Below are 5950 nucleotides of genomic sequence, written 5' to 3' on the forward strand. Positions count from 1 at the left end.
GCCGCCGCCCGCCTCTTCCACCCCCTGCCCGACGGCCGCAGCGCGCGCCTGACCCGCGACCAGGAGGCCGAGCGCGCCGCCGCGCAGCGCCTCGCCGCGGCCGGCTTCGCCCGCATCCCGCCGGGTGCGGTGCAGACGAGCTTCGGCAGCCTGCCCGCCGATGCGCTCGGGCTGGCGAGCGAGGCGGCCTGGCCCGACTTCATGGCCGAGACCGTGCCGGCGCTGCGCGCGGAAGGCTGGGAGGTCGCCTTCCCGACCGACTTCCGCCACCACGCCATCGATATCGACCACCTGATGCTCGACATCGACGAGCACGAGGACGGCTGGCTCGGCCTGTCGCCGGGCATCGAGATCGACGGCAAGGCACTGCCGCTGGCGCCGCTGCTCGCCGGCCTGTTCGCGCACGATCCGCGCTGGCTTTCCGGCCGCCTGGACGACATCGACGACCACGAGGCGGTGATCCTGGAGGACGAGACCCTGGGCCGCCTGCGCATCGGCGCGGCGCGCATCAAGCCGCTGGTGCGCGCGCTGGTCGACCTCTTCGACCGCCCGGACCACGACTGGCGGCTATCGAGGCTCGACGCCACCCGCCTGGCCGACCTCGACCTGCCCGGCCGCGGACGCGAGCAGGTCGCCGCGATCGCCGCGCGCCTGCGCGACGCCGAGGGCATCCGCGCCGTCGCCGCACCGGCGGGCTTCCGCGCCGAGCTGCGCCCCTACCAGCTCGAAGGCCTGGCCTGGCTGCAGCATCTCGTACGCCACGACCTCGCCGGCATCCTGGCCGACGACATGGGGCTGGGCAAGACCGCACAGACGCTCGCCCACCTGCTCACCGAGAAGCAGGCCGGCCGGCTCGACCGCCCCGCCCTGGTGGTGCTGCCGACCTCGCTGGTGTTCAACTGGCAAGCCGAGGCCGAGCGCTTCGCGCCCGACCTCGAGGTCCTCAACCTGCACGGCACCGAACGGCAGGCGCGCTTCGACGAGCTGGACGCCGGCAAGAAGGTCGACATCGCGCTCACCACCTATCCGCTGCTGTGGCGCGACGCCGAGCTGCTGCAGGCGCGCGAATGGAGCCTGCTGATCCTCGACGAGGCGCAGACGGTGAAGAACGCCGCCAGCAAGGGCGCGCAGGTGATCCGCCAGCTCAAGGCCCGCCACCGCCTCGGCCTCACCGGCACGCCGCTGGAGAACCACCTCGGCGAGCTATGGGCGCAGTTCGACTTCCTGTTGCCGGGCTTCCTGGGCAGCCACAAGGACTTCACCGCGACCTGGCGCACGCCGATCGAAAAGCACGGCGACACGGTTCGCCGCGATCTGCTCGCGGCACGCCTGCGCCCCTTCATCCTGCGCCGGCGCAAGGAGGACGTGGCCACCGAACTCCCGCCCAAGACCGTGATCGTGCGCAGCGTCGGCCTGGAGGGCGGCCAGCGCGACCTCTACGAGACGGTGCGCGCGGCGATGGACGAGAAGGTGCGCGCGGAGATCGCCGGCAAGGGCTTCGCGCGCAGCCAGATCGTGATCCTCGACGCGCTGTTGAAGCTGCGCCAGGTGTGCTGCGACCCGCGCCTGTTGAAGTCGCCCGCCGCCTTGCGGGTGAAGGAGCGCGCCAAGCTCGACCTGCTCATGGACATGCTCCCCGAGCTGATCGACGAGGGCCGGCGCATCCTGGTGTTCTCGCAGTTCACCACCATGCTCGGCCTGATCGCTGGCGAACTCGACAAGGCGAAGATCGGCTGGGTCGCGCTGACCGGCGACACCCGCGATCGCCGGGTGCCGGTGGAAGACTTCCAGAAGGGGCGCGTGCCGGTATTCCTGATCAGCCTGAAGGCGGGCGGCGTGGGCCTCAACCTCACCGCCGCCGACACCGTGATCCACTACGACCCGTGGTGGAACCCCGCGGCCGAGAACCAGGCCACCGACCGCGCCCACCGCATCGGCCAGGACAAGCCGGTGTTCGTGTTCAAGCTGGTGTGCGCGGGCAGCATCGAGGAGAAGATCCTCGCCCTGCAGGAGCGCAAGGCCGCCCTCGCCGAGAGCGTGCTGTCGGAGGACGCGGACGCGCTCGCCAAGTTCGGCGAGGCCGACATCGCCGCCCTGCTCGCGCCGCTCCCCGCGGACGCGCGCTGAGCAAGAGCGGAAGCCGGGCAAAGCTGTCCTGCAGGAGCGGCGCAAGCCTCGGTGCCGGCGCTCCTCCGCGCCGAAGCGACCGAACGCACGAGTCGCCACTTGCGCCGCCCCCGCAATGAGCACGGGGCTCCAGGAGCCCCGTGGGAGCGACGCGAGTCGCGATTGAAGCGGTCGAGATGGCGCGGCGCGAAATCCCGCCGCAAGCGCTCACCCGACCCCGTCCGGGGTCAGCGCTGCGCCGGCTCCGCGATGAAGATCTCCACGCGGCGGTTCATCGCACGACCGGAGGCCGTCGAGTTGTCGGCGACGGGCTGGCGCGAGCCGCGCCCATCGACCGCGATGCGCTGCGCGGACACGCCACGCTGCACCAGATAATCGCGGGTGGCGGCGGCGCGGTTGATCGATAGCGGATCGTTCACCGCATCCGAGCCGGTGCTGTCGGTATGGCCGATGATGGTCACCGTGGTCACCGGATGCTGGTTCAGCGTGCTGGCCAGACGGTCGAGCACCGGACGCATGTTGGGCTTGATCGCGTGGCGGCCCACGTCGAAGGAAACGTCCGCGGGAATGTCGACCTTAAGCTGGTTGTCGGTCGTCTGGCTGATGCCGATGCCGGTGCCCGCGGTCGCCTGCTCCATCTCGGCGCGCTGCTTCTGCATGTTCTGCGACCACAGGTAGCCGCCGCCCGCCCCGAGTGCAGCGCCGATCGCAGCACCGGTTGCGGCGCTCTTGCCCTTGTTGCCGCCCGCGGTGGCGGCACCGATGAGGCCGCCGGCCACGGCGCCGATGGCGGCTCCCATGCCCGTGTCGCGCTGGGTCTCGTTCATGTTCGCGCAGCCGGAAAGACCGCTCACGGCGAGCGCGACCGCGGAAAGGGTGACGATGATTTTTTTCATTGGATGGGCTCCGTTGCGTTGAGGGGGTGCCACTGGGGATGCAGAACGGCGTGAATTATCGATGTAACGCTCATCCACTCTAGCCCATCGGAGTGAAACAGAAAATGACGCGGCCGCCCGCCTTGCGGCGCAGGTCACGCACGCAGGGCATTGAAAAGCACGTATCCCGCCCAGGTCATCAGCACGGATCCAGCCACATGCACGACCAGGTGGGCACCCAGCCAGCCGATCGCGCCGCGCTGCAACAGGTGGAAGGACTCGGCGGAAAAGGTGGAAAAGGTCGTCAGCCCGCCGAGCAGGCCGGTGGTGAGCAGGAGCTTGAGCGCCGGCGACATCGTCGGCCAGGCCTGCACCGCCGCGAGCACTACGCCCATGAGGAAACCGCCCAGCAGGTTCGCCATCAGGGTGCCGAGCGGGACGAGCGCGAACACCGGGTTGAGCCACAGCCCCAATCCCCAGCGCAGCCACGCACCGCACGCCGCCCCCGCCCCAACCGCTGCGAATGCCGCCAGATTCATCGCCCGTGCTCCATCCCGCCTCCCTGCTGCCGCCCACCGGCCGCACGATTCTACCCCTCCGCGGGCATCGCGCCCCGAACGCCGCACCCCGTGACCGGCCCGCTCCGGCGAGCCCGCACGCCCGATCGGCTACAATCGGTCCATTGCGCCGCCCGCCTCGGGGTCCGGCCCCAGCTGCACACGAACCCCCACCATCCCGCCGAACTTTCCGACCCCTGCCTTCCCGATGAAACCCGAAAAGAAACCCGCCGCACCCGCCGCCGAAGCGCCCGTCGTCTCCAACTTCATCCGCAGCATCATCGACGAGGACAACCGCAACGGCAAATGGGGCGGCCGCGTCGAGACACGCTTCCCGCCCGAGCCCAACGGCTACCTGCACTACGGCCACGCCAAGTCGATCTGCCTGAACTTCGGCCTGGCCGAGTCCTACGGCGGCGTCTGCCACATGCGCTTCGACGACACCAACCCCGAGAAGGAAGAGCAGGAATATGTCGACGCCATCCTCGAGGCGGTGCAATGGCTCGGCTTCGAGTGGGGCGAGCACCTGTACTTTGCGTCGGACTACTTCGACAAGATGTACGCCTGCGCCATCAGCCTGATCAAGGCCGGCAAGGCCTATGTCGATTCGCAGTCGGCCGAGGAGATGCGCGTCAACCGCGGCACCCTGACCGAGGCGGGCAAGAACAGCCCGTACCGCGAGCGCAGCGTCGACGAGAACCTCGAGCTCTTCGCGCGCATGCGCGCCGGCGAATTCGCCGAGGGCACGCACATCCTGCGCGCCAAGGTCGACATGGCGAGCCCCAACATCAACCTGCGCGACCCGGCGATCTACCGCATCCGCCACGCCACCCACCATCGCACCGGCGACGCTTGGCACCTGTACCCGATGTACACCTTCGCGCATCCGATCGAGGACGCGATCGAGAACATCACCCACTCGGTATGCACGCTCGAGTTCGAGGACCAGCGCCCGTTCTACGACTGGCTGCTCGACGCGCTCGCCACCGAAGGCCACTTCCCGCGCCCGCTGCCGCAGCAGATCGAGTTCGCCCGCCTCAACCTGACCTACGTGGTGCTGTCCAAGCGCAAGCTGATCCAGCTGGTGAACGAAGGCCATGTCGACGGCTGGGACGACCCGCGCCTGCCCACGCTGGTCGGCGCCCGCCGCCGCGGCTTCACCGCCGCCGGCTTCCGCCGCTTCGCCGAGCGCATCGGCGTGTCCAAGGCCGAGTCGTGGATCGACATGAGCGTGCTGGAAGAGTGCATGCGCGACGATCTCAACGAGGCCGCCCAGCGCCGCGTGGCGGTGCTCGACCCGCTGAAGCTCGTCCTTACCAACTACGCCGAAGGCGCCTCCGAGCTGTGCCAGGCACCCAACCACCCGCTCGAGCCCGAGCTCGGCAAGCGCGACATGCCCTTCTCGCGCGAGCTGTGGATCGAGCGCGAGGACTTCATGGAAGAGCCCGTCAAGGGCTTCCACCGCCTCTATCCGGGCAACATGGTGCGCCTGCGCTACGGCTTCGTCGTCAAGTGCACCGGCTGCGAGAAGGACGCCGACGGCAAGGTCACCGCGGTGCTCGCCGAGTACATGCCCGACTCGAAGTCCGGCACGCCGGGCGCCGACGACTACAAGGTCAAGGGCAACCTGCACTGGGTGTCGGTGGCGCACGGTTTTGAAACCGAGGTGCGCATCTACGACCGCCTCTTCGCCCACCCCCATCCCGGCCAGCGCCGCGAAGGCGACGCGCCCGACTTCGAGCGCGACTTCCTCGACGACATCAACCCCGACAGCAAGCGCGTCATCACCGCCTACCTGGAGCCGGCACTGAAGGACGCCCGGCCCGAAGACCGCTTCCAGTTCGAGCGCCACGGCTACTTCGTCGCCGACCGCGTGGACTCGAAGCCCGGCGCGCCGGTGTTCAACCGCACGGTGACGCTGAAGGATTCGTGGGCCAAGGGCGGGAAGTGAGATCGCATCCTTCGCGCGCGGCGACCAGACCTTGACCGCTCCGGCACTCCACTCATGAAGACCCTCCGCCGCCTCTTCGTTCTCGCACTCGTCGCGGCGCTGGTGGGCGCGGGGATCTGGTGGATGACCCGCCCGCAGCCGATCGAGGTGGCGGTGCACGAGGTGGCCCGCGGTACGGTCGAGGCCACGCTGACCAACACCCGCGCCGGCGAGGTCGAGGCCTGCCAGCGCGCGAAGATGGCGACGATCGCGGGCGGGCGGATCGAGTGGCTGGGCGTGGAGGAAGGCGACCGCGTCGAGGCCGGACAGGTGCTGATGCGGCTGTGGCATGGTGACCTCGACGCGCGCGCGGCGGTCGTGCGCGCCCAGCTCGCCACCGCCCGCCAGCGCGTGCAGGAGGCGTGCGCCGTGGCGGCCAACGCCGAGCGCGAGGCCGCGCG

At 69.8% G+C, this 5950-nt stretch carries 4 protein-coding genes and 1 pseudogene; 3 read left to right on the plus strand and 2 right to left on the minus strand.

The features are described 5' to 3' along the window. Positions 1-2127, plus strand: a 2127-nt coding sequence (locus tag C665_RS17915; protein ID WP_004325391.1) for a DEAD/DEAH box helicase, incomplete at its 5' end; no start/stop codon positions are given. Positions 2128-2354: 227 nt separating this feature from the next. Here the strand turns inward: C665_RS17915 and C665_RS17920 are convergent. Both C665_RS17920 and crcB read right to left on the minus strand, forming a co-directional pair. Next, positions 2355-3023 carry a YiaD family glycine zipper/OmpA-like lipoprotein gene (locus C665_RS17920; RefSeq protein WP_004325393.1) on the minus strand — a complete coding sequence of 223 codons (669 nt, stop codon included), beginning with the start codon at positions 3021-3023 and terminating at the stop codon, positions 2355-2357. A gap of 134 nt (positions 3024-3157) precedes the next feature. Further along, positions 3158-3541 (minus strand): fluoride efflux transporter CrcB, encoded by a 384-nt coding sequence (gene crcB / locus C665_RS17925; RefSeq protein WP_012585966.1) that lies wholly within the window; start codon positions 3539-3541, stop codon positions 3158-3160. 226 nt (positions 3542-3767) lie between these two features. On the opposite strand from crcB, the gene C665_RS17930 reads away from it, so the two are divergent. Beyond that, the gene (locus C665_RS17930; protein WP_004325397.1) at positions 3768-5510 is read left to right on the plus strand and encodes a glutamine--tRNA ligase/YqeY domain fusion protein; all 1743 of its coding nucleotides are present in this window, start codon (positions 3768-3770) and stop codon (positions 5508-5510) included. A gap of 54 nt (positions 5511-5564) precedes the next feature. Continuing rightward, positions 5565-5950, plus strand: a pseudogene (locus C665_RS17935) (efflux RND transporter periplasmic adaptor subunit); the annotation flags it as partial.

This window comes from Thauera aminoaromatica S2 (assembly GCF_000310185.1).
Lineage (GTDB): Bacteria > Pseudomonadota > Gammaproteobacteria > Burkholderiales > Rhodocyclaceae > Thauera > Thauera aminoaromatica.